Origin of the sequence: Pseudomonas oryzihabitans NBRC 102199 (assembly GCF_000730625.1) — a bacterium.
Classification (GTDB): Bacteria; Pseudomonadota; Gammaproteobacteria; order Pseudomonadales; family Pseudomonadaceae; genus Chryseomonas; species Chryseomonas oryzihabitans.
Genome location: NZ_BBIT01000005.1, coordinates 565,456 through 590,067, shown reverse-complemented (window position 1 = coordinate 590,067; position 24,612 = coordinate 565,456). Strand labels below are relative to the sequence as shown.

Here is a 24,612-nt window from a genome sequence, read left to right as displayed (position 1 = left end):
TGTCACGAGTGAAACGTCGTATCGGTGGTGGCCTGCTGGCCACCGTATTACTGTCCGCGGCGCTTTATGGCCAGGCTCAGCCACAGCCGGCGACAGCCAAGGTGGATCTCATCGGCATCAACCTGTCGGCCGCCGGCTTCGCCGGCCAAGTGCTGCCCGGCGTGGAAGGCACCAACTACTTCTATCCCACCGAGGATTACTTCCGCCGCTACGCGGCCAAGGGCATCCGCTTCATCCGCTTCCCCTTCCTCTGGGAGCGGGTGCAGCCGCAGCTGGGCGGTGAACTGGACCAGGCCCAGGTCGCCCTGCTGCAGCGCACCCTGGACTTCGCCGACAAGTACGGCATCCGGGTGATCCTCGACCTGCACAACTACGCGCGCTATCGCGGCCAGCTGATCGGCTCGCCCCAGGTGTCCTACGCCAGCTACGCCGATGTCTGGAAGCGCCTGGCGCTGACCTTCCAGAAGCATCCGGCGCTGTACGGCTACGATGTCATGAACGAACCCCATGACACCCAGGGCCTCTGGCCGCGGGCGGCGCAGACGGCCGTGGACAGCATCCGCACGGTGGACATGAAGACGCCGATCTTCATCGCCGGCGACAGCTGGTCCAGTGCCCAGCGCTGGCCGCAGGTGAATGGCGATCTGCTGATCAAGGATCCGGCGGACAACCTGATCTACGAGGCGCACATCTACTTCGACGAAGATTCCAGCGGCAACTACGCCTCGGGCATGAAGGGCGTCCATCCCATGATCGGCGTGGAAAGAACCCGCCCCTTCATCGAGTGGCTGAAAAAGCACAATTTGCGCGGCTTCATTGGCGAATATGGGATACCTGCACACCCGCAATGGCTGGAAGCCATGGACAATCTGCTCAGCTATCTGGGCGAGCAGTGCGTACCCAGCGCCTATTGGGCGGCGGGTCCGGGCTGGGGCGACTATCCTCTGGCCATCGAACCGAAGAATGGCGCGGAGAAGCCCCAGACGGCCCTGCTGGAAAAACACCTGAACAAACATGACTGCGAAGTCATAGGACCTCGTTAGCAGAGATATGACAGATTTCGAACGGCGTCACCTTTTTCCGCTCCGGTGGCGCTGAACTCGATGGCCAAGGGCCAGTCCTAGACCAGCAGACTCAGGTGCTCTTACAACTAAAAGCTGAGACCCGAGTTCTCTCGCCGCTGGATAGGCTGGCCGCATGGAATCCAGTCCCCTGTCGAGGACCGTTATGTCTCGCGAAGGAACACCATGAATAACCGGCTCGTTGCTTCTACCTTCCGATTTATTCCTCTTGCTCACACTCAATCAGCAATCAAGGACGAATGACATGAAAACCAAATTTACCGCTCTGGCCTTGCTGTCTGGCATCGTCCTGCAGGGTTGTGCCTACTCCCCGGGTCAGTACCTGGATCAGGACGACCTGAAAAGCGATCCGAGCATCCAGGGCACCAAGGTCCAGCTGATCCCGATCACCAGCTCGCTGCTGATGAGCCAGGATTCCGCGGCCCTGTCCAAGGCTCCCGACCTCAAGCCCCTGCTGGACTACAAGCCGCAGGCTTACCGCGTCGGTGCGAGCGACCTGCTCTACATCACCGTCTGGGATCACCCCGAACTGACCGCTCCGTCCGGCGCCCAGCAGCAGCTGGAAGCCAACGGTCGCCTGGTGCGTCCGGATGGCACCCTGTTCTACCCCTACGTCGGCACCGTGCGCGCCGCCGGCAAGACCCTGGAAGAGATCCGTACCGATATCTCCCGTCGTCTGGCCACCTTCATCGACAATCCCCAGGTCGACGTCAGCGTGCTGAAGTTCGGCAGCCAGAAGGTCACCATCTCCGGCGCCGTGAACAAGGGCGATGCCATTCCCCTGACCACCAAGCCCATCACCCTGGTGGAAGCCCTGGGTCAGGCCGGCGTGGCCAACAGCGGTGGCGCTGATCTGACCGGCGTGACCCTGGTGCGTGACGGCAAGGAATACCGCCTGGACACCGACAGCCTGAACCGCAAGGATTCCAAGCTGTACGGCATCTACCTGAAGGACGGCGACAGCCTGCACCTGCCCTACAACGATGCCCGCAAGGTCTATGTGGTCGGTGAAGTCCGCGCTCCGGCAGCGGTCAGCTACAAGATCACCAACCTGAACCTGATGGAAGCCCTGAGCCAGGCCGGCGGCATCCAGCAGGAAACCGCCAACGCCGATGCCGTCTACGTCATCCGTGGCCCGGAAGACCTGAAGGCCCCGGGTGCCACCGCCCAGGTCTTCCACCTGGCGGCCAAGAATCCCACCGCCTATGTGCTGGCGCAGAACTTCCATCTGCAGCCGCAGGACGTGGTCTTCGTCGGCCCGGCCGGTATCACCCGCTGGAACCGCTTCGTCAGCCAGCTGCTGGGCTCGACCAACATCCTCTCCACCAGCGCCAACCTGAACAGCAGCTTCAAGTAACAGCGCTCGCTTGCCGTCATGCCGGTTACCGCCGCGCATGACGGCAATTCCTCTGATGTTCCGCGACACCCCTCCTGCCTTCCCGCGCTACACCTCCTCGCCCACACGTCTGAAACCCGCTGCCTAGACAGGCTTTCCAGCAGACGATTAATTATTTCGATACCTATTAACCCGGTAATTGCTGCCGCTCGGCTTGGCGCAGGCAGTTTTTCGTCACGCTTTTGCGTAATGTAGCTAACCTGATACCGAAGTTGGGCACGTTTAAGGACTGGGTGTGGCGTCAGGCAAGGCAATTAGAGCAGGGTCCCGCTTCGGTTGGTGGCGCCGGCTGACGGTATGGCTGCTGGGCTCCCTGTCACTCATGGGGACGGCCCTGGCCGCGCCCGCCAGCGTGGCCTTCTGGTATGCGGAAAAGCCGCCGGTGGCCGAACTCGCCCAGTTCGACTGGGTGGTGCTCGAACCCGGCCATGCCAATGCCGCCGATGTCCGCGCGCTGCACGACGGCGGTGCCCAGCCCTTCGCCTACCTGTCCATCGGCGAATTCGCCGGCGATGCGGCGGCGCTGGAGAAGGCCGGTCTCAGCGCGGGTGCAAGCCCGGTGGCCAACAAGGCCTGGGGCAGCCAGGTGATGAACCTGGCAGCGCCGGTATGGCGAACCCACCTGCTCGAACGCGCCGCCCAGCTGGCCAAAGCCGGTTACACGGGGCTGTTCCTCGACACCCTCGACAGTTTCCAGCTGGTGGCCGAAGACCAGCGGGAAACCCAGCGCCTGGCGCTGAAGAGCCTGCTGGCCGAGCTGCACCGCCGCCAGCCAGCGCTCAAGCTGTTCTTCAACCGTGGCTTCGAGGTGCAACCGGAATTGCCCGGGGTGGCTGCCGCCATGGCGGTGGAATCCCTCTACGCCGGCTGGGATGCCGGCAAGAAGACCTATCGTCCCGTCAGCGAGCAAGACCGCGAGTGGCTGAAGCCGCGGATCGAGGCGGCGCGCAGTGCCGGTATCCCGGTCATCGCCATCGAGTACCTGCCGCCGGAGCAGCGTGAGGAAGCCCGGCGCCTGGCCAGGCGGCTGCGCGACGAAGGCTATGTGCCCTATATCACCACGCCCGATCTCAATACCCTGGGCATCAGCTCGGTGGCCCTGCAGCCACGGCGGCTGGCGCTGCTCTACGACGGCCGCGAAGGCGCCCTGCGCCAGTCGGCGGTGCACCGTTTCCTGGGCAGTGCCCTGGAGTATCAGGGCTATCGCCTGGACTATTTCGATGCCTCCAAGCCGCTGCCCGCGGCCTGGCCCAGTGCTCTCTACGCCGGGGTCGTGGTGTGGATGACCAGCGGTCCGCCCCCTCATTCCCGGGAATTCAGCGACTGGATCGGCCAGCGCCTGGACGAAAAGACGCCGCTGCTGATTCTCGGTGGCCTGCCGCTGGACAACGAGGCCCTGCTCAAGCGCCTGGGTCTGGGCGTCAGTCGCAAGCCGCTGCCCGACGGCCTGACCCTCAAGGTGCTGGACCCTGCCCTGGCCGGCAACTTCGAAGCACCGGTCAAGTTGCGCACGCGTGACCTGCCCGCCGTGCAGACGCTGCCCGGTGGGCCGACCCCGGTGGTCAGCCTGAGCGGTCCGGGCGGCACCTTCGTGCCCATGGGCGTGGCCTCCTGGGGCGGCTTCGCCTTCGGCCCCTATGTCATGGAAGACGGTCCCGAAGCCAGTCGCTGGATCATCGATCCCTTCGCCTTCACCGCGAAGACCCTGCAACTGCCACCCCTGCCGGTACCCGATCCGACCACGGAGAACGGTCGACGCATCGCCACCGTGCACATCGACGGCGACGCCTTCGCCTCCAAGGCGGAGATTCCCGGTGCGCCCTTTTCCGGCCAGGTGGTGCTGGAGCAGTTCATCCAGCCGCATCCCTTTCTGACCTCGGCGTCGATCATCGAAGGCGAGGTCGGCCCCAAGGGCCGCTATCCGGAGCTGACCGCGCAACTGGAGCCCATCGCCCGTCGCCTGTTCGCCGATCCCAAGGTGGAGGTGGCCACCCACACCTTCAGCCACCCGTTCTTCTGGCAACCGGCGGTGGCCGAGCAGAGCGAGAACTTCGAAGCCCAGTACGGCTACATGATGCAGATTCCCGGCTACGACAAGGTGGATTTCACCCGGGAGATCGTGGGTTCGACCCGCTATATCAACGAGCGCCTGACCACCCCGCAGAAGCCGGTGAAGATGGTGTTCTGGTCCGGGGACGCCCAGCCGGATGCCGCCACCCTCAAGCTCGCCTACGACAATGGCCTGCTCAACGTGAACGGCGGCAACTCGCACATCACCCGGTCGCAGCCTTCGGTGAGCGGACTCTATCCCTTCATCCGCCCCACCCCGGGCGGCCTGCAGTTCTATGCGCCCATCATCAACGAGAACGTTTACACCAATCTCTGGCGCGGTCCCTACTACGGCTTTCGCGATCTGCTCTATACCTTCGAACGGACCGAGCACCCCCGGCGTCTGCGCGGCCTGCATCTCTATTACCACTTCTACTCGGCCACCAAGCAGGCGTCGCTCAAGGTCATGGAAGAGATCTACCAGGGCATGGCCGCCGAACATCCCATTTCGCTGTGGATGAGCGACTACCTGAGTCGCCTGCGCGGCTTCTATACCGCCAGTCTCGCCCGGGAAGACGACGGCAGCTGGTCGATCAAGGCCCTCGACGGTCTGCGTACCCTGCGCCTGGATCCGCGCCTGGGTTGGCCGGATCTGCAGCGCTCCAGGGGCATCGCTGGGGTCCGCGACCTGCCGCAGGGGCGTTATGTCCACCTGGCCGGCGCTCAGGCGCGGCTGGTCCTGCGTGACAGCCGCGACCCCACCCCCGCCCTCGAAGAGGCCAACATTCCGCTGCAGCAGTGGGACTACCTGTCGCCGACGCGCATCCGCTTCGCCTTCGCCGGACAATTCCCGCTGGAGCTGACCCTGCGCGCGTCCTCGGCCTGCGAGGTGCGGGTCGGTCGCGAGCGCTACAAGAGCCAGCCGGCTGCGGCCGGACTCCAGACGTTCAAACTTCCGCTAACACGAGTGAGTGACGGTGAGATCGTCTGCGGCTAAGAAAACCCGGCTCCTGAGTGGTTGGACGCTGCTGGGGGTCGCGCTCCTCACCGCACTGGTGCTGGTGCTGACCTTTCATGGCAAGCAGGTCTTCCTGCCCGGCGAGGAGCCGGCCGACCAGGTGTCCATCAGCTACGCCCAGGTGCTGCTCAAGGCGACCCCGGACGACACCGGGCTGCGCATGAAGCTGATCGACCAGCTGATCGCCCTCGGGCGCATCGACGAGGCGCGGCGGCAATTGCAGCTGCTGCCGAAACCGCTGGCGTCGACGCCCTTCTATGCCCTGGAGCTGGACATCCTGCAGGCTGAAGCCCAGCCGCAAGGCCTGGCCGATGCCGAGCGCGAGCGCCTGGCCCAACAGCTGAGCGCCCTGGACGTGGCGACCCTGAGCACGCCCCAGCTGCAACGGGTCGCCGAGCGCGCCCTGCAACTGGGCGATCCGGCCACGGCGGCGCAGCGTTATGTCGAACTGGCGCGCCGCGATCCGCCCCGGCGCCAGCAATGGCTGGAACAGGCAGCGCGCTGGAGTCTGGCCGGCGGGCGGCAGCAGGAGGCCGCCCGCCTCTATCTGCGCCTGGCCGATCTCGCCGATTCGGTCGAGCAACGCCAGGGCTACCGGCACCAGGCCTTCGATGCCTGGCTTGCCGCCGGCCAGGGCGCCGAGGCCGCCGCCCTGCTGGAACAGGAACTGCCGCGGCTGCAGGCCGATGCCAGTGGTCTGGCCTGGCTGCAGGCCGGGGTGGCCGCCGCCCAGGGCAGCGGGCGCCTGGACCTGGCCCAGCGCCTGATCGATCGCTGGCGCGAGTGGCAGCCGGACGACCCGGCCGCCCTGGAGGCCGCGTACCGGCTGGCCCTGGGCCGAGGCGACACCGAACGTGCCTGGGAAGAGGGTCATCAGCTGCTGGCGCTGCGTCCGGACGATGAAAAACTGCTCGCGGAACTGGCCCAGCTGGGCGAGTGGACCGGGCATATGGACGAAGCCCTCGACCTCTGGTTGCGCCTGCTGGCGCGCCAGGACGATCCGGAACGGCGCGATCATGCCTGGAAGCTGGCCGCGCGGGCGTTTCGCTTCGATGCCGTGGTCGAGTTGCTGGCCGAGGCGTCGCGGCAACGGCAGCTGGACAAGACCGAACTGGATGCGCTGATCTTCGCCTACGAATCCCTGGGCGATCCCGCCGCCGAGGAGCGCTGGCTGCGGGACTACATCCGGCGTCAGCCGAAGCAGCGCCTGGCCTGGGAGCGGCTGCAGCAGCTGCTGGCCCGTACCGAGCAGGGCGACGCCGAAGCCGCAGGCTGGGCCGCGTTCGGCAAGAGATTCCCGCTGACCAACGCGGAGTATCTGACTTGGGCCGGCACCCTGTGGGAGCTGTTCAAGCCCGAAGAAGCCTGGAAGGTGCTCGAGGGCATGCCGGCCAAGCAGCGGCAGGGCGTCGACTACTGGCGGCTGCGGGCGGAGCTGGCCTGGGAGCTGGAGCGCGACGGCGAAGCCCAGCTGGCCTTCGAACGCCTGGCCACGATCGACAAGGGCCTGACCGCCAACGACGAGGATCGACTGCTGGCGATCTATCTGCGCACGGCGCCGCGCAAGGCCCTGGCCTTGCTGGAAAAGAGCTGGGAAAAGAGCAAGAACCAGAAGCGCCTGACCGACGCCCTGCAATGGGCCGAGCAACTCAAGGACACCGCGGCGCTGGAGCGGCTGCTGGCCAGTGCCGCGCGCGAGCCGGCTTCGGCCGACAATCCCGCGGTCTGGCTGGCGCGCTCGGGGCTGGACTTCCAGCGCGGGCGCATCGCCCAGGCCGAAGAGGGCTATCGCCAGGCCCTGCAGCGCTTTCCGGATGACGACCGCTTCCGCGAACGGCTGCTGTGGCTGCTCATCGATCAGAATCGCCAGACCGAACTGGCCACCCTGCTGCGCGACTGGAAGGGCCGGGCCCGGGACAGCGACGTGCTCTGGCTACCCTTCGGCAGCGGCCTGGTGCTGCTGGGCCAGGCGGAAGAGGCGCTTGGCTGGTATCGCCGCTACCTGGACGCCCATCCCCAGGACTGGCTGGTGCAGGCCGCCTACGCCGACGCCCTGGACGCCGCCGGTCACCAGGACGCGGCGCTGCGGCTGCGCAAGGCCGTCACGCCGCACCTGGCCAACGACGAGGTGCCGGCCACCCCCGAGCGCTATGCCACCTACCTGCGTCTGCTCTCCAGCCTGCGCGGTCCCCAGGCGGCGCTGGCCCAGGCGCGTGCCTGGCAGGATGGCTCGCCGAGCATGCTGCAACTCTGGTTCGATCAGTGGCTCGACGCACTCAGCCAGAACAACGACGACGGCCTCAAGGGCGAATGGCTGGCCTGGGCCAAGAGCCGTGGTCTGAAGGTGCGCCAGTACGAGCAGTTGCAGGAAGTCCTGCGCCGGCAGAATCGCGGCGAGCTGGAAAAGCTGCTGGCGGCCGGCGATCTGGATCCGGCGCAGCGCGTCGAGATGCTGCAGCGCCTCGGCCATGCCGGCGACGCCCAGGCCGCGGCCCTGACGGCCGCCGGCGACGAGCCGCCGGAGGTCATCCAGCGACAGTTGCTGCGCCAGGCCACCGAGCAGGCCGAGCGCACCCCCAACGGCGTCCAGGCCGGCTGGGAACGCCGCGACTATGGCGGTCTGATCGAACAGGGCACCGAGGTGCGCGCCGCCCGGCGACTCAGCGATGACATCTATGCCGATGTCCAGCTCAAGCAGAATCGCGTGGAGAGCAGCGGCCTCAAGTCCGATGCCCTGGGCAACGAACACCAGATGCTGCTCAAGGTGCTGAAGAACCTGGCCGATGGCGGTCTGGAAACCACCGTCGATGCCAGCCAGCGTTCGGACAGCAATCGCCTGGGCCTGGGCGTCGCCCGCACCTGGCGTATCGATGGCAACACCGAGATCGAGGCGGCCCTGGACTGGCACCGGCAACCCGACGAGAGCGGCTATCTGCGCGCCCTCGGCCGGCGGGACAGCGTCAGCCTGGCCGGGCGCCACAACCTCACGCCACGCGACCAGCTGAGCTGGCGAGCGGCGCACAATCGCTATTCCAGTCGGGACGGCGATGCCCTGGGCAGCGGCTTCGCCTTCAACCTGGAGCTGAGCCACATGATCTTCTTCGAAGGTCCCACCTGGCAGGTGCGCAGTGGCATCACCTATCAGCAGAACAGTGCGCGCAGCACCCTGCCCGCCAGCGTCACCCGCTACCTGCAGCCGCTGGCCGGCAGTGGCGAGAACGGCGAGGTCACCGTGGCCGACCTGGAAGCCCTGGGCGGCACCCAGCTGTTGCAGGATCGCTATGGCCAGCTCTATGTCGGCAGCAGCTGGCGACGCGGCATTCCCGGTTCGCTCAACCGCACCCATCCCCAATACAGCTGGCTGGTGGACACCCTGGTCGGCTGGCAGTGGACCGAGCGCGAATTCAACTACGGTTTGAATGTCGGCCTGGGCATGGTAGTGCTCGGCGACGACGAACTGGCGTTCACCGCCGGCTACCAGTCCGCGCCCCAGGGCAGCGGCGGTCAGGCCGGCAGCACCCTGGGCATTCAATACAGCAATCGAATCGGTCGCTAGGCCGCTTCAAGGGAGAGACCTCATGAACATCACGCGTCTGCTCGTCGCCAGTGTCGCCACCGTGCTCCTGGCCGGCTGCTCGAGCTTTACCCGACCCAGTGGCGAAGCCCTGCCCAAGGATGCCCGCTGGGGCCTGGTGCCCCTGGCCAACTATGCCCAGGCGCCCATGGCCGGCGATCGCGCGGCGCAGATCCTGGTCAGCGTGCTCGGCGAGCGCGGCATCCGTCCGCAGGTCTATGACGACAGCCAGGGCGGCAATCCCACCGACGACGAGAAGGCCCGCCAGCGCGCGGCCCTGGACTGGGCGCGGCAACAGAATCTGCAATACGTGCTCACCGGCAGCGTCGACGAGTGGCAATACAAGAACGGCCTGGACGGCGAACCGGCGGTGGGCGTGACCCTGCAGGTGGTCGAGCCGGCCAGCGGCCGGGTGGTCTGGAGCAACAGCGGCGCCCGCTCCGGCTGGTCGCGCGAGAGCCTGGCCGCCACCGCGCAAAAGGTCCTGCGCGGCACCGCGCAAGAGCTGCAGCTGCGCTGATGGCCCTGCAATCCGTCCACAAGGACTACACCCTGGCGCCCCGCGCCAGTGGCCGCCTGTCCTGGCTGGAAACCCTGCTGGTCACGGCGGCCGCCCTGGGGCTGGGCTTCTGGCTGGTGCCGGAAGATCCCCTGATGGTCGGCCTGGCCTTTCCCTGGGTGGTGTTCGCGCCCATCCTCATGGGCGTGCGCTATGGCTTCATGCGCGGCCTGGTGAGTGCCAGCCTCTTGGTTGTGGCCCTGCTCTACCTGCACCGCCAGGGCTATCCGGCCTACGAGGAGATCCCGGCGTCCTTTATCGTCGGCGTGTTGCTCTGCGCCATGCTGGTGGGCGAATTCCGCGATCTCTGGGATCGGCGCCTGGAACGGCTGGACCTGGCCAACGACTATCGCCAGCTGCGCCTGGATGAATTCACCCGCGCCCACCACCTGCTGCGCATCTCCCACGATCGCCTGGAGCAGCGCGTCGCCGGCAACGATCTCAGCCTGCGCAGCTCCCTGCTGGACCTGCGTCGCCAGCTGCGCGAGGTGCCGCGCGAGCAGGATGCCCTGCAGGCCCTGGCCGAACCCATCGTCGGCCTGCTGACCCAGTACGGTTCGCTGCGGGTAGCGGGGCTGTACCGGGTCGACGGCAACGGCCGGGTGGATCGTCGCGCCCTCGCCAGCCAGGGCGAGATGCCCGGCATCGATCCCGACGACCTGCTGGTGCGCCTGACCCTGGAGCGCGGCGAGACCCTGAGCATCCGCCAGGCGCTGCTGGAACGCGGCGAGACCCAGCATTCGGCGCTACAGGCCTGCGTGCCTCTGCTGGACACCGAGGAGCGGCTGCTGGCGGTACTGGCCATCGAGCAGATGCCGTTCTTTTCCTTCAACGAACGCACCCTCAACCTGCTGACCATCCTCGCCGGCCACATCGCCGACCTGCTGGGCAGCGATCCCCAGGCGCTGGCCCTGGCCGACGATGACGCCCAGCAATTCTCCCAGCACCTCAAGCGCTCGCTGCGCGACGCCCAGCAGCACGCCCTGCCCGCCTGCCTGTTCTGCTTCGAGATGACCGAGGCCGACGGTGGCGAGCGGGCCCTGGCGCTGCTGGAAGGCAGTCGCCGCGGCCTCGACCTGCAACTGCGCCTGACCAATCAGGCCGGTCACCCCTGCCTGCTGGTCCTGCTGCCGCTGACCTCCTCCGACGGCCTGGAAGGCTATCGCCGCCGGCTGCGCCAGCTGCTGGCCGAGCGCCATGGCCAGGACAGCACCCTGGAAAGCCTGGGCGTGCGCAGCCATGAGCACGAGCTGCTGCCCAAGACCCGCGCCCAGGAGCTGCGCGTCTTCCTGTTCAACGAGTGTGGCCTGCATGAACAGCAAGTGGCTGTTTAGCGGCGCCTTCGCCTTCGAGGCCAGCAGCTGGGCGCTGCTGTTTGCCAACCTGCCGGTGGCGGCGGCGGCCCTGGCCTTCGCCGCCGCTCATGCCGCCGGCAGCGCCCTGCTGGCAGGGGGCGCCTGGCTGCTGCTGCCCCGGCGCTACCAGCGCCCGCTGCCCTGGAGTCCGCTGTTTCTCTTTGCCCTGGCCTTCTTCATTCCGCTGCTGGGCGCGGCCGGGGTGATCGCCGCGGTGTTTCCGGCACTCTATCTGCCGCGCAAACACCGCGAGATCGCCTGGGAGGCGCGCAGCGTGCCCAATCTGCCGTTCCGCCCGCTGGAACGGCGCGAGGAGATGCTGTTCAGCGACGGCGGCCTGCAGGACGTCCTGCGCCACGCGCCCAGCACCGACAAGCGCCTGACCGCGCTCTTCGCCACTCGCCGCATGCCCGGGCGCGACGCCATCCCCATCCTCAAGCTGGCCCTGCGCGATCCGGCCGACGACGTGCGGCTGCTCGCCTATTCGATGCTCGACCAGCAGGAAAGCCAGATCAACCAGCGCATCGAGACCCAGCTCGGCGAACTGGCCAGCACCCCCGCCGAGCGCCAGCCGGCGCTGCACGGCACCCTGGCCCGCGGCTACTGGGAACTGGCCTATCTGGGTCTGGCCCAGGGCAGCGTCCTGCGTCACGTGCTCGGCCAGGCCCGCGAACACATCGAATTGGCCCTGGCCGGGGAAGAAAATGAAGAATTGCGCATCCTCGCCGGCCGCATCGCCCTGGAGCAGGGCGAGCCCGAGCGCGCCCTGGAATTCTTCCAGGACGCTGAAGCGGCGGGCGTACCCCTGGCGCAACTGGCGCCCTTTCGCGCCGAAATCGCCTTTCTGCGCCGCGATTACGCGGTCATCCCGGCGCTGCTCGACAGCCTGCCGGCGGATCTGAAGAAGCGGCCGCCGTTCGCCGCCCTGGTGAAGTACTGGTTATGAAAGACGCCCCCGCCGCGACCGTCACCCCCGATGTCTGCCTGCTCTTGGAGGGCACCTGGCCCTATGTGCGCGGCGGGGTGTCGAGCTGGGTCAACCAGTTGATCCTCGGCCTGCCGGAGCTGACCTTCTCGGTGTTCTTCATCGGCGGCCAGCGCGAGAACTACGAGAAGCGCCACTACGCCATCCCGCCCAACGTGGTGCACATCGAGGAACACTTTCTCGCCGGGTCCTGGGTGCCCAAGGCGGCGCCCATCAGTCCAAGACGCCAGGCGCCGGTGCAGCTGCTGCGCGACCTGCACGCCTTCCTGCACCACCCCGACGAACCCAGCGCCGCCCAGGGCGATGCCCTGGTGGACGCCTTCGCCCAGGGCAGCGTGACCCTGGACGACTTCATGTACAGCCGCGCCAGCTGGGAGGCCATCACCGAGGGCTACGAGCGCTATTGCACCGATCCCTCCTTCGTCGACTACCTCTGGACCCTGCGCGCCATGCAGGCGCCCTTGCTGATGCTGGCCGAGGCCGCGCGCCGCCTGCCGCGTCCGCGGATGATCCACTCCATCTCCACCGGTTACGCCGGCATGCTCGGCGCTATCCTGCAGCGGCGCTGGGGCTGCAACTTCCTGCTCAGCGAGCACGGCATCTACACCAAGGAACGCAAGATCGACCTGGCCCAGGCCAAGTGGATCGCCGAAGGGCCCGATGAAGCCCTGCGTACTGGCCTGGACGTGGACGTCAGCTACATCCGCCGGCTGTGGATCCGCTTCTTCGAGCGTATCGGCCTGCTCACCTACAAGGCCGCCGATCCGATCATCTCGCTCTATGACGGCAACCGCCGCCGGCAGATCCAGGACGGCGCCGATCCCGCGCGCTGCCGGGTGATCCCCAACGGCATCAGCCTCACCCAGTGGCAGGACGCCCTGGAGCGCCGCCCGGAAGGGGTGCCGCCGGTGGTCGGGCTGCTCGGCCGGGTGGTGCCGATCAAGGACGTCAAGACCTTCATCCGCGCCATGCGCGGGGTGATCAGCGCCATGCCCGAGGCCGAGGCCTGGGTGGTCGGCCCGGAAGACGAAGACGAGGAATACGCCGCCGAATGCCACAGCCTGGTCACCAGCCTGGGCCTGGAGGGCAAGGTGAAATTCCTCGGCTTCCAGAAGATCGGCGACATCCTGCCCAAGCTCGGCCTCATGGTGCTGACCTCCATCAGCGAGGCCCAACCGCTGGTGATCCTCGAAGGCTGGGCCGCCGGGGTGCCGGTGGTGAGCAGCGACGTGGGCTCCTGCCGCGAGCTGATCGAGGGTTCCATCCCCGAGGACCGCGCCCTGGGCACCGGCGGCAGCGTGGTCGCCATCGCCGATCCCCAGGCCACCGCCCGCGCCATCCTCGCCCTGCTGCGCAATCCCGGCCGCTGGCAGGCCGCGCAGCGCACCGGCCTCGCCCGGGTCAATCGCTACTACACCGAGCCGCTGATGCTGGAACGCTATCGCGAGCTCTACCAGGACGCCATCGGGAGGGTCGTCTGACATGGCCGGCATCGGCTTCGAACTGCGCAAGATCCTCGCGCGCGACTCCTACACCGCCACCCTGCGCGCCTATGTCTATGCCGGCCTGATCAGCTCGGGGCCCTGGGTGCTGTCGATCATCAGCGTCATGCTGATCGGCGTGCTGGCCACCGGCATCGTCACCCCCAGCGTGCTGATCCGCCAGTTCCTGGTCACGGTGACCTACCTCATGGCCAGCTCGCTGATCCTCACCGGCGGCCTGCAGCTGTATTTCACCCGCTTCGTCTCGGACCGGCTGTTCGAGGAGAAACAGACCAGCATCCTGCCCAATCTGGTGGGCATCCTGCTCCTGGTCACGCTGGTCGCCGGCGGCCTGGGTTTCCTGCTGCTGGCCACCCTGTTCGACCAGCCCTTCGCCTACCGGCTGCTGGTGCTGGCCAACTTCGTCACCCTCTGCGATCTCTGGCTGGTGATCATCTTCCTGTCGGGGATGAAGGCCTACAACCGCATCCTGGTGGTGATGACACTGGGCTACGCCATCATGATCGCCGCCGCCTTCGTGCTGCGCTTCCTCGGCATGGACGGCCTGCTTATGGCGCTGCTGCTGGGCCACGCCGCCCTGCTGTTCATGTTTCTCTACGACATCATCCGCGAATACCCGGCCGAGCGTCTGGTGGCCTTCGACTTCCTCGACCGCAAGCAGATCTTCATCAGCCTGCTGGTCACCGGGCTGTTCTACAACCTGGGCATCTGGGTCGACAAATTCGTCTTCTGGTTCAATCCGCTGACCTCCGATGCCGTCATCGGTCCGCTGCGCGCCTCCATCCTCTACGACCTGCCGATCTTTCTCGCCTACCTGGCCATCATCCCCGGCATGGCGGTGTTCCTGGTGCGCATCGAGACCGACTTCGCCGAGTGGTACGAGCGGGTGTTCAACGCCGTGCGCGGCGGCGAGACCCTGCAGCACATCAGCCAGCTCAAGGAGCAGATGATCCTGGCCATCCGCCAGGGCCTGCTGGAGATCTGCAAGGTCCAGGGCCTGACCCTGGTGCTGGTGTTCCTGCTGGCGCCCCAGCTGCTGGCCTGGCTCGGCATGTCGCACTACTACCTGCCGCTGTTCTACATCGACGTGGTGGGGGTGAGCATCCAGGTGGTGTTCATGGCGCTGCTCAACGTCTTCTTCTACCTGGACCGGCGCGACACCGTGCTGATGCTCTGCACCCTGTTTCTCGGCCTCAACCTGGCGCTGACCCTGCTCAGCATCGAGCTGGGTCCGAGCTTCTTCGGCTACGGCTTCACCGTCTCCCTGGCCTGTTGCGTGCTGCTGGGTCTGCACCGCCTGGACCGGGTGCTGGACGACCTGGAATACGACACCTTCATGCTCCGGCACTGAAGGCCGCCGGCACCGGACGAACGGTGTGACCCGCTCCCTCTGGAGGCGTCCAACACAGCTCATCCCTGCAGGACCCTGCCATGAATACCGCCGCCTTGCGCCTCGTGATCCAGACCACCCAGGGGCGCGCTCGGGACAGTGGCGAGGCCAGCCGCACCTTTGCCGACCAGGCGGCGCGTACCGCCAGCGCCGACGCCACCCGCGGCCCGGCCCTGGAGCGCTTCGCCAGCGCCTATGTCGACAAGGTGCCCGATGCCCTCGAAGCCCTGCTGCTGCAGGCGCGAGCGGTGGCCTTCGAGGCGCCCCTGACCGGGGTGCTGGAACGCGCCCTGGCCGGCTTCGCCCCGGCGGCGCTGGCCCAGGCACCCTCGGCCAGCCTGGCCCTGCTGGCCGCGGCCTATCGCCTCCATCGCCTGCTCGAAGGCCTACAGGAGCGCCTGGCCGCCTGGTGGGGCGCCACCCGCGCGCCAGCGGCGCCCAGCCTGGGCAATCTCATCGCCCACCAGGTCCTGGGGCAGCTCACTGTCGCCGCCCTGGAAGACGCCGTGGAGGGCTGGCTGGATGACCTGGACGCCAGCGTCGAGGCGCCGCTCACCCAGCAGTGCTTCCAGCCGCGGCAACGGCGTGGCGCCCTGACCACGACCCGCCCGGCCCTGACCCTGAGTCGTCAACGCCAGCGCAGCGTTCGATAAAACGCACGTTTCGGCGCCTTTGGCGGCCGAGTGTCAAATATATTGATAACCCTTCCGGGCCGGTTTAGGGTGGCTGCTCACCGCCATTAGCGAGGAGTCACCCATGAGCTTGCCCAGCCGCGCCGAGTGGGAGCAGCGCTTCCAAGGTCTCACCCTGGAAGGTCGCGCCTTCATCGACGGCGCCTATGTCGACGCCACCGCCGGCGCCACCTTCGACTGCCTGAGTCCGGTGGACGGACGTTTCCTCGCCAAGGTCGCCAGCTGTGACGCCGCCGATGCCGACCTGGCCGTGGCTGCCGCCCGCGCCGCCTTCCAGAAGGGTACCTGGGCGCACCTGGCGCCGGCCCAGCGCAAGCGCGTGCTGATCCGCTTCGCCGACCTGCTGCTGGCCAACGCCGAAGAGCTGGCGCTGCTGGAAACCCTGGACATGGGCAAGCCCATCGCCGACTCCCTCACCATCGACGTGCCGGCCTCGGCCAACGCCATCCGCTGGAGCGCCGAGGCCATCGACAAGCTCTACGACGAGGTCGCGCCCACGCCCCATGACCAGCTCGGCCTGGTCACCCGCGAGCCGGTCGGCGTGGTCGCCGCCGTGGTGCCCTGGAATTTCCCGTTGATGATGGCCTGCTGGAAACTCGGCCCGGCGCTCGCCACCGGCAACTCGGTGGTGCTCAAGCCCTCGGAGAAGTCGCCGCTGACCGCCATCCGCGTCGCCCAGCTGGCCCAGCAGGCGGGTATCCCCGCCGGGGTGTTCAACGTGCTGCCGGGTTACGGCCATACCGTCGGCAAGGCCCTGGGCCTGCATGCGGACGTCGACACCATCGTCTTCACAGGTTCCACCCGGGTCGCCAAGCAGCTGTTGGCCTATTCCGGCGAATCCAACATGAAGCGCGTCTGGCTGGAAGCCGGCGGCAAGAGCCCCAACATCGTCTTCGCCGATGCCCCCGACCTCAAGGACGCCGCCGCGGCCGCCGCCAGCGGTATCGCCTTCAACCAGGGCGAGGTCTGCACCGCCGGTTCGCGCCTGCTGGTGGAGCGCTCCATCAAGGAAGAATTCCTGCCGCTGGTGGTCGAGGCCCTCAAGGGCTGGAAGCCCGGCCATGCGCTGGACCCCGAGACCAACGTCGGCGCCCTGGTGGACACCACCCAGCTGGACACCGTGCTGCGCTACATCGAAGCCGGCCATGCCGAAGGCGCCACCCTGGTGGCCGGTGGCAAGCGCACCCTGGAAGAGACCGGCGGCGTCTATGTCGAGCCGACCATCTTCGACGGCGTGAGCAACGCCATGAAGATCGCCCGCGAAGAGATCTTTGGCCCGGTGCTCTCGGTGATCACCTTCGACACCGCCGAAGAAGCCGTGCAGATCGCCAACGACACCCAATACGGCCTGGCCGCCGCGGTCTGGACCCGCGACATCTCCAAGGCCCACAAGACCGCCCGCGCCCTGCGCGCCGGCAGCGTCTGGGTCAACCAGTACGACGGCGGCGACATGACTGCGCCCTTCGGCGGCTTCAAGCAGTCCGGCAACGGTCGCGACAAGTCCCTGCACGCCTTCGACAAGTACACCGAGCTCAAGGCGACCTGGATCAAGCTGTAAGCCCTCGGCAGGCTGATCCCGGTCGGGGTCAGCCCGTCTCCCTTCAGCGCTGGTAGATCGTCGCCTGGTTACCGAAGCCGCTCTGCGTGATGCGCGCCGTGGAACCGACCTGGTCGATCATCGCCGAGTTGGAGTCGCCGGTCTGGCCGATGAAGGCACTGGCGCCGCTGAAGCTGTCCGGCACCGTGTCCTGGGTAATGGACGCCAGGTTGCCATTGCCTTGCTGCTGGATCTCCGCCTCCACCCGCACGCCGCTCTGAACGAAGGTCGCCTGGTTGGCATCGCCTGCGCTGATGCCGGCGATTCGGGCTTCCAAGCCGGTCTGGGTGGCGCTCAGTTCGTTGGCGTTGCCCTGCTGGGTGAAGGTGATGTCGCTGAAGCCAGCGCGTTGTGACAACTGGGCCTGGTTACCGTCGCCGCCCTGGCTCAGCGCCAGGGCGCTGCTGTAGCGACTGGTTTCCTGCTCGGCCTGCACCTGATTGCCGTTGCCCTGCTGACGCAGCGTGGCCCGCCCACCGGCGAAAGACACGCTTTGCGTCAGCTGCGCCGCGTTGTCGTTGCCGATCTGCACCACCTCCCCCAGGCCGCCGCCGCGTTGCTCCACGGTCAGCCGGTTGCCATCGCCGGTGCTGGTCGCCCGCAGGTCGTTGCCGCCGAAGCCCGCCTGGCGCACGCTGTACACATTGAGATCGCCCGCCTGGCTCAGGTAGGCCGATGCCGCATTGCCGCGCTGCTCCAGCTCCAGGCCGTTGCCCGCGCCACCGCCGGTTTGGGTGATCTCGGCGTAGTGGTTGCCGTTTTCCAGTTGGGTCACGACGATCTGCTGATTACTCCCTTCCTGGAAAATCTGCAGCCCATTGCCGCTGGACGTCTGCGCGATCCGCGCCTGGGCACCGAAGGCCTGGCGCTGTTCGAGGATCGTACGATTGCCGTCGCCGCTTTGCAGTTGCGCAACGCTATTGGCGCGACCGCCGCTCTGGTTCAGGGTGGCCTGGTTGTCATTACCGGTCTGAGTCAGGGTGATGCTCTGCTCGACGGCGAATGCCGGCGCTGCAAGGCCAGCGAGCAGTGCCGCCAGCAAGGTAGGGGTCTTCATGACGGTCTTCCGCTCCAGTGGAATCTACCGAGGACAGGACGACTAGCCGCGACCCCGGCGAGATGGCGGAATCGACCGTACTGCAAGGAGGGCGTCGCGCACGGACGGCCCAAGCTGAGTGTGATCAGCCAGGCCCCCATCGCCATCCATCCAAAGAGCGGTTTTGACGAGCGTTGGCGGCGGACTGCCTGGGTACTCGACCAGCAGCCACCGCGACGGCCAAGGCCGGGTCGCCATGACCCGGCCTTGGCGCGGGCGCAGGCCTAGCGATAGACGTGGTAGGTGGCGTATCTGCTCACCTCCACGCTACCGCTCCAGCTGCTGATCACCCGCTTGGAATCCCAGTCGTACCAGTGCATCCCGGGGGGGTTGCCGATGCCGCGCGAACAACTGCCGGTGCGGACCCAGGCGCCGCGGAACTTGCCGCTTTTCCAGCGTCGCTCCACCACCTGAATGGGTTGCGCCTTGTAGCCCGGCTCTATCCTCACGCCCCAGGTGAAGGCGGTACTCATCGTGCGATCCTGCTTGTAGCTGCCATCGACGCCGAGGATGCTCAGGTATTTGCCGATGAAGGGCAGCTTCTCCGGATTGATCTTGACCCCTACCGACCAGCCGTAGCTGGAGGTCTTGGTCTCGCCCCAGGTGTAGGTGCAGTCGATGGTTCCTCTGGTCGAGCAGCGGAAGATCGGCCCGCGCCAGATCCAGTCCTCCCAGGTCTTGCCTGCCTGCTGGGTGGCGAAGGCCCGGGAACCGTCACCCAGGATGGCGGGCTCGGTGTGGTCGGTGAAGCACTCGCCGGCCTGCACCAGACCGGTCGACAGCAGGAAGCCGAGCGCACCAACCAGGGTGGATTTCGCAAAGGTATTCATAACTTTGGTCCCTCAAAGTCCGAAGACGTTTTCGATGGTGTTGCTCGCCTGATCCTGCTTGTTGCTCTGGGCCTTGCTCGCGGACAGGGCATCGGCGCGCGTGGGCCGATCGACGGGGGTTATCAGCAGGCCAGTGTCCTTCTCTGGCTTCTTCACCATCAGGGCATCCGCCTCGACGGTCATGCCCAGCGCCAGGGCCGCGTTCTCACTGGCGAGGTGCTGACCGGGTTGATTGTCGAAGATCACGCGTTTGCCTTGATCAAGGGCGTCGTTGATCTCCTTCTTGACGTTGCCGTCGACCTGCACATTGGGCCCGACCACCAGATAGTCGTATTCACCACCCGTGACGATCTTGGTGTCTTCCGCCTTCAATCTATTGAGGACGAATCCGGTATTGCCCAGCACCTTGAGCCGCAAGTAAGGACCCGTACTCAAAGACTCTGCTGCCTGGGCGGTAGTACCCAACAGCGTTGCCAACATCAGCGTGGCCACAGGTTTTAATTTCATATCGAACGCTCCTGTTACGACAGTCATGTCAAAAATGAAAGTCCCACTGAAATACCGAAATCTCCCGCGAAATGCTCAACTACGCGGATCTGGCAGTTCTAGCGGACAGCAGGAAACCCTTTACCGAAGTCAGTTCCGATAATTGTTTCCCTGACAGTGCTCAGGTAATCAGACAACCGCTAACAGCAACGACCTTGATAGCTAAATGCCCGCCTTTAGCCCACGGGCAACTTCGCTAGTCGTCCGGAAAAAGCCTAGCCAAAGTTTCTTTAAACAAATAGTAACGAATGGCGAGCAGGCGAAAGCAGGTAGAAAGTCGCTGTTTTAATGCTTTTAAATAAGCATATAAAAAGCGGCCTTACATTAAAGCAGAGCCAATAACCGTCAGCCGATGATCAATATTTTTTGTGTAAAACCAGATAAATAGCGCGACTGCCAAAACATCGACAGGCGCCAGCCGCCCAAGCCAAGGCCCAGAAAAATGTAACGAGATATTTCATGGCTTTGGAAGGGCGCCGGACGTCCTGCGGCGGCGACGCGGGGAGCGGACAGCCCGCGCGCTGAAGGCGCGGGCCGCGAGGCAGGTATCAGCCCAGCAGATCCACCAGCAGATCGTCGTGGCGGCGCTGCTGACGATCCAGGCGCAGCTGGCGGGTGCGGAAGATCGACTTGAGGTCTTCCAGGGCGCTGGCGAAGTCGTCGTTGATGATCAGGTAGTCGTATTCGACATAGTGACTCATCTCGCTGACCGCCTCGCGCATGCGTCTTTCGATGATCTCGGCGCTGTCCTGGCCGCGATTGTCCAGGCGCTGGCGCAGGGCGGCCTGGCTCGGCGGCAGGATGAAGATCGACTGGGCGTGGGGCAGCTTGCGACGGACCTGCTGGGCGCCCTGCCAGTCGATTTCCAGGATCAGGTCGTGGCCTTCGGCGAGGGTGCGCTCCAGGGCGGCCTGGGAGGTGCCATAGTAGTTGCCGAACACCTCGGCGTGCTCGAGGAAGTCGCCGTGTTCGAGCAGGTTGGTAAAGGTCGCGCAATCGACGAAGTGATAGTTCACCCCGTCGGCTTCACCCGGGCGCATGGCGCGGGTGGTGTGGGAGACCGACACGCGGATGTCGGGCAGGGCATCCAGCAGGGCCTTGACCAGGCTGGTCTTACCGGCGCCGGAAGGCGCGGAAACGATGTAAAGGGTGCCGGGAAGGGCTGTCATGAAGGTCCGCCTATTCGATGTTCTGCACTTGCTCACGCATCTGTTCGATGAGCACCTTGAGATTGATGGCCGCCTGGGAGGCCCGGGCGTCGATGGCCTTGGAACCCAGGGTATTGGCCTCGCGATTGAGTTCCTGCATGAGGAAATCCAGCCGCCGGCCGGCCGCGCCGCTGCCCGCCAGGACCCGCCGCACCTCGGCCACATGGGTCTCCAGACGATCCAGTTCCTCGGCCACGTCGCTTTTCTGCGCCAGCAGCACCAGTTCCTGCTCCAGCCGCGCCGGTTCGAACTCGACCCCCGCCTCGGCGCAGCGCTCGAGGATACGGCGCCGTTGCAGGGCCAGCAGCTCGGGCAGCAGCGCGCGCAGGGTCGCCACCTCCGCCAGCACCTGGTCCAGGCGTTCCTCGATCAGGCGCGCCAGTTCGCGGCCCTCGCGCTGCCGGCCGTCGAGCAATTCATCCAGCGCCGCCTCGAACAGCGCCAGGGTCTGGGCCTTGAGTTCGGCGCCATCCACCTCGGCGCCCGCCAGCACCCCGGGCCAGGCCAGCACGGCCAGGGGATCGAGCTTGGCCGGACGCGCGATCAGCGCGGCGACGTCTTCGGCGGCGGCCACCAGCTGCGCGGCGCGGCGGGCATCGACGCGCAGAGCCACGCTCTCGTCACGCTCTTCGCGCAGCACGCACTCCAGCTTGCCCCGCGACAGGCGCCGGCGCAGCGCCTCGCGCACGCCGGACTCCAGATCGCGAAAGGTCTCCGGCAGCCGCAGGTGGGGCTCCAGATAGCGGTGATTGACCGAGCGCAACTCCCAGCTCAGGGTGCCCTGGGGCCCCGGCCGCTCGACCCGGGCGAACGCCGTCATGCTGTGCACCATGGCAGGATCCTCGTCTGACGATGCGTGGATCTGGGGCGATCCCGAGCGACCACGCATGTAAAACGCACGATTCTAGCGCACCTGATCGGAGCGACCCAATGCATCCGTGTCGCATGAGCCGGACGCTCCCTATACTATGGACCTGATATCTACGCCTTACAGGAAGCCCGCAATGAAGCGTCCCAGTGGCCGCGCCGCCGATCAGCTGCGCCCCATCCGCATCACCCGTCAGTACACCAAGCACGCCGAGGGTTCGGTCCTGGTGGAATTCGGCGATACCAAGGTGATCTGTACCGCCAGCGTCGAGGCCGGGGTGCCGCGCTTTCTCAAGGGCAAGGGCCAGGGCTGGCTCACCGCCGAGTACGGCATGCTGCCGCGCGCGACCGGCGAGCGGAACCAGCGGGAAGCAGCCAAGGGCAAGCAGGGCGGTCGGACCCTGGAGATCCAGCGGCTGATCGGTCGTTCGCTGCGCGCCGCCGTCGACCTGTCCAAGCTGGGCGAGAACACCATCTATATCGACTGCGACGTGATCCAGGCCGACGGCGGTACCCGCACCGCCTCGGTGACCGGTGCCTGCGTGGCCCTGGTCGATGCCCTGGGCGCGCTCAAGCGCCGCGGCAACCTCAAGGGCAATCCGCTCAAGCAGATGGTGGCCGCCATCTCCGTGGGCATCTACCAGGGCACCCCGGTGCTCGACCTGGACTACCTGGAAGACTCCGCCGCCGAGACCGATCTCAACGTGATCATGACCGACGCCGGTGGCTTCATCGAGGTGCAGGGCACCGCCGAAGGCGCGCCCTTCCAGCCGGCCGAACTCAACGCCATGCTCGAACTGGCCCAGGGTGGCCTGCGCGACCTGTTCGAGCTCCAGCAAGCCGCCCTGCGCGGCGAGTAAGGAAGCCCGCTCATGCACGATCTCGTCCCCGTCCCCAGCGCCGAAGCCCGGCGCTGGGCCATGCTCTGCCACTACGCCGCCTTCCTGGGCTTCGTGGTGCCCTTCATCGGTAACGTCATAGGTCCGCTGGTGGTCTGGCAGTTCAAGCGCGAGGACGACCCCTTCATCGACAGCCAGGGCAAGGAGGCGCTGAACTTCCAGCTCACCGTCACCCTGCTGCACATGATCTGCTGGCTGCTGGTGTGGGTGCTGATCGGCTTTCCGCTGATGCTGCTGGTGGCCTGCGTGGCCTTCGTGCTGACGGTGATCGCCGGCATCAAGGCCAACCAGGGCCGCGATTACCGCTATCCCCTGACCTGGCGGATGGTGAAATAGCGGGCTTTTTGTGGCCTGCTTCTGATATCCGCGTTGAGGATTTCCGGTCGGCCCGGCGCCGTTTGACAGGCGCCGGAAGCCCTCCGCTATCATCCCCGCGTCGTACCTTTTTCCACCTGTCGCCCGTGGCCGTTCCTGACCGCCATGGGCGGTAGCGTGCCTGCCTTTCGCTTGCAGACCTCATCCAGCCCAGGGACAACGCCAAGGTGGCGAGCCCTCGCGCTGGTTATCGCTTTGGCGCCTTTCACGTCAGCGCAGCGGCCGTCCACGGCCCGCTGCCTCGGCATCAACCCAGGGATGATGATCATGTCGGCCGTAGTCGCCCCCCCGCAATCGGCGTTCCAGCAGGCTTTGTCCTGGCGCTATTCGACCCTCGCGGTCTGGACCGCCATCTCGCTGCTGTTCGTCGAGACCTTTTCCGGCGCCCTGCGCTACTACCTCGACATGGCCGGTGCCTCGGCGTTGATCTACCTGCCCAAGATCGCCTGCCTGGCGCTCTTCGCCCTGCAACTGGCCACCGCCAAGCTACCGCGCATCCTCTGGGTGGCCCTGCTCAGCATCCCGGCCTATGCGGCCCTGGCGTTGCTGCATGGCGCCAGCATCAACAACGTCTTCTTCTCGCTGTTCGTCTACAGCCCACTGCTATTCGGCCTGCTCTGCGGCCGCGAGCTGCTGGAGCAGCGACGCCTGCTTGGCCGGGTGGTGCTGGGTCTGCTGATCGCCTCGCTCATCGGCATCCTGCTGGACAAGTACACCTCCGTCCCCTGGAAGGGCTACAGCTACACCCTGGGTGGCAACGACATCGCCGGCAACACCAACTGGATGGCCGGCGAGGCCGACCGCATCGCCGGTTTCGCCCGCGTGTCCAACGTCCTGGCCGCCCTGATCGCCGTCTACTGCCTCTATCTCTCCTATTTCGCGCGCTCCTACACGCTTTGGCTGCTGATGGCCCTGACCGGCCTGTTCGGCATCCTGCTGACCACCAGCAAGGCCCCGGCTGCGGCCTTCGCCTTCACCCTGATGCTGATGCTGGGTCGGCGCTTCCCGTGGTCCACCTACCTGCTGTTGCTGCTCGGCGTGGTGGGCGGCCTGCTGCTGCCGATCCTGAGCCTGATCCGCGACTTCGATCCCCATGTGGTCACCAGCGACAGCGGCCTGGCCTCCTTCTACGACCGCCTGGTCAACACCTGGCCCAACGTGGTCGAGGTCATGAGCGAACCCGGCTGGACCCTGACCGGCGCCGGCTTCGGCATGTTCGGCAGCACCATGGCCGCCTTCCCGGTGCCGGGCCTGGACCTGATGGTCAACTGCGACAGCAGCGTGGTCTATCTGTGGTGCGTGTTCGGCGTGGTCGGCATCGCTCTATACTGCCTGCAGCTGCCGCTGTTCATCCGTCTGTACCTCAATCGCGACCGTGAAAGCCACACTCTGCTGGCCATCGCCTTCTGTCTCTGCCTGATCGGCTGGACCACCGACCTCTTCGAGATCGGCGTGGCCAACCTGTTCATCGGCATCACCCTGGGCTATCTGCTGCTCAAGCCCAAGACCGACCCCGGCCTGCACCTGGTCCGCCCGGCACCGGAAACCCTGGCCCCCCACGCCTAGCCCGACGCCTCCTTCTCTCGCCTTCC

General features: G+C 66.4%; 19 protein-coding genes. 14 read left to right on the top strand and 5 right to left on the bottom strand.

The genetic code is table 11. The features are described 5' to 3' along the window. Positions 1–8 precede the first annotated feature (8 nt). The 11 genes from POR01S_RS08985 (at position 9) to POR01S_RS08935 (ending at position 17,160) form a co-directional block, all read left to right on the top strand. Entirely contained in the window at positions 9–1,043 is a 1,035-nt protein-coding gene (locus POR01S_RS08985; protein WP_027598145.1) for a glycoside hydrolase family 5 protein, read from the top strand. Positions 1,044–1,326: 283 nt separating this feature from the next. After that, positions 1,327–2,439, top strand: coding sequence for a polysaccharide biosynthesis/export family protein (locus POR01S_RS08980; RefSeq protein ID WP_027598144.1), 1,113 nt, complete (start codon positions 1,327–1,329; stop codon positions 2,437–2,439). 361 nt (positions 2,440–2,800) lie between these two features. After that, entirely contained in the window at positions 2,801–5,524 is a 2,724-nt protein-coding gene (locus tag POR01S_RS08975; protein WP_222932068.1) for a bifunctional glycoside hydrolase/polysaccharide deacetylase family protein, read from the top strand. Then, positions 5,505–9,101, top strand: coding sequence for a tetratricopeptide repeat protein (locus POR01S_RS08970; protein WP_042135261.1), 3,597 nt, complete (start codon positions 5,505–5,507; stop codon positions 9,099–9,101). Before POR01S_RS08975 ends, POR01S_RS08970 begins: the two co-directional genes overlap by 20 nt. Before the next feature lie 22 nt (positions 9,102–9,123). Next, positions 9,124–9,639 carry a hypothetical protein gene (locus POR01S_RS08965; RefSeq protein ID WP_017639355.1) on the top strand — a complete coding sequence of 172 codons (516 nt, stop codon included), beginning with the start codon at positions 9,124–9,126 and terminating at the stop codon, positions 9,637–9,639. Then, entirely contained in the window at positions 9,639–11,012 is a 1,374-nt protein-coding gene (locus POR01S_RS08960; protein ID WP_042135259.1) for a PelD GGDEF domain-containing protein, read from the top strand. Before POR01S_RS08965 ends, POR01S_RS08960 begins: the two co-directional genes overlap by 1 nt. After that, a complete protein-coding gene (locus tag POR01S_RS08955) occupies positions 10,990–11,979 on the top strand; it encodes a tetratricopeptide repeat protein (RefSeq protein WP_042135258.1) in 990 nt (329 codons plus the stop codon). Before POR01S_RS08960 ends, POR01S_RS08955 begins: the two co-directional genes overlap by 23 nt. Beyond that, positions 11,976–13,499, top strand: coding sequence for a GT4 family glycosyltransferase PelF (gene pelF / locus POR01S_RS08950; RefSeq protein ID WP_007161412.1), 1,524 nt, complete (start codon positions 11,976–11,978; stop codon positions 13,497–13,499). The genes POR01S_RS08955 and pelF overlap by 4 nt, the downstream gene beginning before the upstream one ends. Position 13,500: 1 nt before the next feature. Next, a complete protein-coding gene (gene pelG / locus POR01S_RS08945) occupies positions 13,501–14,871 on the top strand; it encodes an exopolysaccharide Pel transporter PelG (protein ID WP_007161413.1) in 1,371 nt (456 codons plus the stop codon). A gap of 80 nt (positions 14,872–14,951) precedes the next feature. Beyond that, positions 14,952–15,563, top strand: a complete 612-nt coding sequence (locus POR01S_RS08940; protein ID WP_027598137.1) for a hypothetical protein — start codon at positions 14,952–14,954, stop codon at positions 15,561–15,563. Between the two features lie 103 nt (positions 15,564–15,666). After that, positions 15,667–17,160, top strand: coding sequence for an aldehyde dehydrogenase (locus tag POR01S_RS08935; protein WP_027598136.1), 1,494 nt, complete (start codon positions 15,667–15,669; stop codon positions 17,158–17,160). A gap of 43 nt (positions 17,161–17,203) precedes the next feature. Here the strand turns inward: POR01S_RS08935 and POR01S_RS08930 are convergent, their stop codons facing one another. The 5 genes from POR01S_RS08930 to POR01S_RS08910 form a co-directional block, all read right to left on the bottom strand. Next, a complete protein-coding gene (locus tag POR01S_RS08930) occupies positions 17,204–18,256 on the bottom strand; it encodes a hypothetical protein (protein ID WP_042135256.1) in 1,053 nt (350 codons plus the stop codon). 263 nt (positions 18,257–18,519) lie between these two features. Beyond that, positions 18,520–19,125: a hypothetical protein gene (locus POR01S_RS08925; protein ID WP_042135254.1), complete on the bottom strand. Its 606-nt coding sequence runs from the start codon at positions 19,123–19,125 to the stop codon at positions 18,520–18,522. Positions 19,126–19,137: 12 nt separating this feature from the next. Beyond that, positions 19,138–19,632, bottom strand: a complete 495-nt coding sequence (locus tag POR01S_RS08920; protein WP_139346894.1) for a hypothetical protein — start codon at positions 19,630–19,632, stop codon at positions 19,138–19,140. Between the two features lie 587 nt (positions 19,633–20,219). Then, on the bottom strand, positions 20,220–20,840 hold the full coding sequence (gene gmk, locus POR01S_RS08915; RefSeq protein WP_007161416.1) for a guanylate kinase: 621 nt from the start codon (positions 20,838–20,840) through the stop codon (positions 20,220–20,222). 10 nt (positions 20,841–20,850) lie between these two features. Beyond that, positions 20,851–21,711 carry a YicC/YloC family endoribonuclease gene (locus POR01S_RS08910; protein WP_007161417.1) on the bottom strand — a complete coding sequence of 287 codons (861 nt, stop codon included), beginning with the start codon at positions 21,709–21,711 and terminating at the stop codon, positions 20,851–20,853. A gap of 172 nt (positions 21,712–21,883) precedes the next feature. Between POR01S_RS08910 and rph the strand changes: the two genes are divergently transcribed. The 3 genes from rph to POR01S_RS08890 all read left to right on the top strand — a co-directional run bounded on the left by rph (position 21,884) and on the right by POR01S_RS08890 (position 24,586). Continuing rightward, on the top strand, positions 21,884–22,606 hold the full coding sequence (gene rph, locus POR01S_RS08905; protein WP_017639344.1) for a ribonuclease PH: 723 nt from the start codon (positions 21,884–21,886) through the stop codon (positions 22,604–22,606). A gap of 12 nt (positions 22,607–22,618) precedes the next feature. Then, entirely contained in the window at positions 22,619–22,981 is a 363-nt protein-coding gene (locus POR01S_RS08900) for a DUF4870 domain-containing protein (RefSeq protein ID WP_042135251.1), read from the top strand. A 306-nt stretch (positions 22,982–23,287) separates the two neighbouring features. Beyond that, complete coding sequence (locus tag POR01S_RS08890) at positions 23,288–24,586, top strand: O-antigen ligase family protein (RefSeq protein ID WP_042135246.1); 1,299 nt, start codon at positions 23,288–23,290, stop codon at positions 24,584–24,586. Positions 24,587–24,612 lie beyond the last annotated feature (26 nt).

Coding starts and splice junctions, on each gene's coding strand:
- POR01S_RS08960 (WP_042135259.1), top strand. CDS start 9,639: ATGGCCCTGCAATCCGTCCACAAGGACTACACCCTGGCGCCCCGCGCC.
- POR01S_RS08980 (WP_027598144.1), top strand. CDS start 1,327: ATGAAAACCAAATTTACCGCTCTGGCCTTGCTGTCTGGCATCGTCCTG.
- gmk (WP_007161416.1), bottom strand. CDS start 20,840: ATGACAGCCCTTCCCGGCACCCTTTACATCGTTTCCGCGCCTTCCGGC.
- pelF (WP_007161412.1), top strand. CDS start 11,976: ATGAAAGACGCCCCCGCCGCGACCGTCACCCCCGATGTCTGCCTGCTC.
- POR01S_RS08975 (WP_222932068.1), top strand. CDS start 2,801: ATGGGGACGGCCCTGGCCGCGCCCGCCAGCGTGGCCTTCTGGTATGCG.
- POR01S_RS08930 (WP_042135256.1), bottom strand. CDS start 18,256: ATGAAGACCCCTACCTTGCTGGCGGCACTGCTCGCTGGCCTTGCAGCG.
- rph (WP_017639344.1), top strand. CDS start 21,884: ATGAAGCGTCCCAGTGGCCGCGCCGCCGATCAGCTGCGCCCCATCCGC.
- pelG (WP_007161413.1), top strand. CDS start 13,501: ATGGCCGGCATCGGCTTCGAACTGCGCAAGATCCTCGCGCGCGACTCC.
- POR01S_RS08910 (WP_007161417.1), bottom strand. CDS start 21,711: ATGGTGCACAGCATGACGGCGTTCGCCCGGGTCGAGCGGCCGGGGCCC.
- POR01S_RS08890 (WP_042135246.1), top strand. CDS start 23,288: ATGTCGGCCGTAGTCGCCCCCCCGCAATCGGCGTTCCAGCAGGCTTTG.
- POR01S_RS08920 (WP_139346894.1), bottom strand. CDS start 19,632: ATGAAATTAAAACCTGTGGCCACGCTGATGTTGGCAACGCTGTTGGGT.
- POR01S_RS08925 (WP_042135254.1), bottom strand. CDS start 19,125: ATGAATACCTTTGCGAAATCCACCCTGGTTGGTGCGCTCGGCTTCCTG.
- POR01S_RS08900 (WP_042135251.1), top strand. CDS start 22,619: ATGCACGATCTCGTCCCCGTCCCCAGCGCCGAAGCCCGGCGCTGGGCC.
- POR01S_RS08955 (WP_042135258.1), top strand. CDS start 10,990: ATGAACAGCAAGTGGCTGTTTAGCGGCGCCTTCGCCTTCGAGGCCAGC.
- POR01S_RS08935 (WP_027598136.1), top strand. CDS start 15,667: ATGAGCTTGCCCAGCCGCGCCGAGTGGGAGCAGCGCTTCCAAGGTCTC.
- POR01S_RS08965 (WP_017639355.1), top strand. CDS start 9,124: ATGAACATCACGCGTCTGCTCGTCGCCAGTGTCGCCACCGTGCTCCTG.
- POR01S_RS08940 (WP_027598137.1), top strand. CDS start 14,952: ATGAATACCGCCGCCTTGCGCCTCGTGATCCAGACCACCCAGGGGCGC.